Genomic DNA, 2,331 nt, shown 5'->3' on the forward strand with positions numbered 1-2,331 from the left:
TCCTTCTCACGCGGGGATGGAGACGCTTGAGAAGGAACTGAAGGAGATGGTGAGGGAGCGGGAGGAGAAGAAGAGGGAGTGGGAAGAGGCGAGGGAGGCGGCGAAGGCGCTTGAGGCGGCGGGGAAGGAGAGGGATGCGGCGAGGGAGAGGGAGAGGGAGAGGAAGGCGTATGAGGCGGTGGAGGCGGTGAGAAAGAAGATATCGGAGTTTGAAGCGGAGATGGGGAAGCAAGAGAGGGAGACGGTGAAGGTGGCGCAGGCGGTGTTGGACAAGGCAAGGGCGACGGCGGATGAGGTGAGGGAGAAGTGGATGGCGGCGGATAAGGCGAGGAGGGAGGCGTTGGAGGCGTGGAAGGTGGCGAATAATAAGATGAATGWGGCGTGGGCGGCGAAGGGAGTAGCAGAGGAGAGGTTGAATTTGGCGGTGAGTGCGTTGCTGGTGGCGGAGAAGAAGTGGAAGGTGGCAAATGATGAGGCGGAGTAGGCGGCGTGGAATGCATTAATTATCAGTACACTCAGCATCACCGCCACCTGCGCCACTTGATACTAACTTAGCTTCATCATCATCCATCTAAAAACGTCAGCAAAGAAAGCGAGGCAGAGGGTAAGAAGGCGAAAGCGAAGGAAGAGCTAGAGGAAGTGCGAGTAGCGAGGCAAGAGATAGAGAAGAAATGGCAAGAGGAAGATGAAGAGGAGATAGAGAAAGAGAAGGTAGAGCAAGAGAAAGAGCGAGTAGAGAAGCTAGAGGAGTTAGCGAGGCGAGAGAAAGAGCAAGAGGAAGCGCGAGTAGCGAGGCAAGAGGAGGGTGAGGAGTTTGTGGTGATGACGACGGATGAGAAGACGGAGAAGCTGATGAAGGTGTTAAAGAAGGTGGCGGATGAGGAAGAGAAAAAGAAAGAGGAAAAGTGGTGGGCGGTGAAGGTGGCGACGAAGAAAAAGGAGAAGGAGGATGAGAAGGAGTGGGTGTTGATGATGACGAGGGAGGTGGCGGAGAAGATGATAAAGACGGCGGTGACGGTGGTGAATGAGGAGGATAAAATCAAAGAAGACGACGGTGATGAAAGCAGCAGAAAAGAAAGCAGTGGCGGTAAAAGAAGACACTCAGCACCACCAAAATTAGGCGTAGTACGGCCATCAGGTCCAAGCAGACTCTTCTACGACCGATTACCACGGCATGTATCGGCAGATATGTTTGAGAAGGTGAATGTGGCGTGGGAGGAGTTTGATACGGAGGTGGCGTCGAGTGTGATAAAGTCGTCGAAGATGGGGACGGAGGCGGAGAAAGCTGTAAAGGAGATGGCGAAGACGATGCCGATGGGGAGTCTGAATGCGATGTATGCGAGCGACTGGGCGGAGGCGGCGGCGCCGAAGGTGGATAGTCTGATAAGGCGGATGATGGGTATGTCGCAGGAGACGATATCGGAGGTGGAGGCGTGGGAGAAGGAAACGTTTAAGATGGAATCGAGTCTGACGCTGGATGAGAAGTTGGCGACAATAGATCCGAGTCTGAAGTTGGCGGTGAGGTCTCTCGCCGCCCGGGCGGTGGATGAAACATCGCCGTTGGTGGTGACGGTGAGGGCGCAGGCGAATTCGGTGGCGGAGAGGTTGCCGGATTCGGTGGTGAAGAAGTTTTGGGCGGTGGTATGGAGTATGGCTGATGTGGTGGCGAGGGCGACGAGAAATCTGTTGTTGAGTAATGCTCCATACCACCGCCCAAAACTTCTTCACCACCGAATCCGGCAACCTCTCCGCCACCGAATTCGCCTGCGCCCTCACCGTCACCACCAACGGCGATGTTTCATCCACCGCCCGGGCGGCGAGAGACCTCACCGCCAACTTCAGACTCGGATCTATTGTCGCCAACTTCTCATCCAGCGTCAGACTCGATTCCATCTTAAACGTTTCCTTCTCCCACGCCTCCACCTCCGATATCGTCTCCTGCGACATACCCATCATCCGCCTTATCAGACTATCCACCTTCGGCGCCGCCGCCTCCGCCCAGTCGCTCGCATACATCGCATTCAGACTCCCCATCGGCATCGTCTTCGCCATCTCCTTTACAGCTTTCTCCGCCTCCGTCCCCATCTTCGACGACTTTATCACACTCGACGCCACCTCCGTAACAAACTCCTCCCACGCCACATTCACCTTCTCAAACATATCTGCCGATACATGCCGTGGTAATCGGTCGTAGAAGAGTCTGCTTGGACCTGATGGCCGTACTACGCCTAATTTTGGTGGTGCTGAGTGTCTTCTTTTACCGCCACTGCTTTCTTTTCTGCTGCTTTCATCACCGTCGTCTTCTTTGATTTTATCCTCAACACTGTATAT

General features: G+C 54.8%; 1 protein-coding gene and 1 pseudogene. Both read left to right on the top strand.

Features of this window, described 5'->3' with window-relative positions; translation table 11 throughout:
* Positions 1-484 (top strand): annotated as a pseudogene (locus tag LE180_RS03080) (hypothetical protein); the annotation flags it as partial.
* Between the two features lie 155 nt (positions 485-639).
* Positions 640-2,184 carry a hypothetical protein gene (locus LE180_RS03085; protein ID WP_374134015.1) on the top strand — a complete coding sequence of 515 codons (1,545 nt, stop codon included), beginning with the start codon at positions 640-642 and terminating at the stop codon, positions 2,182-2,184.
* The last annotated feature ends 147 nt before the right edge of the window (positions 2,185-2,331 follow it).

The organism is Candidatus Endomicrobiellum pyrsonymphae (assembly GCF_020328025.1).
GTDB lineage: Bacteria > Elusimicrobiota > Endomicrobiia > Endomicrobiales > Endomicrobiaceae > Endomicrobiellum > Endomicrobiellum pyrsonymphae.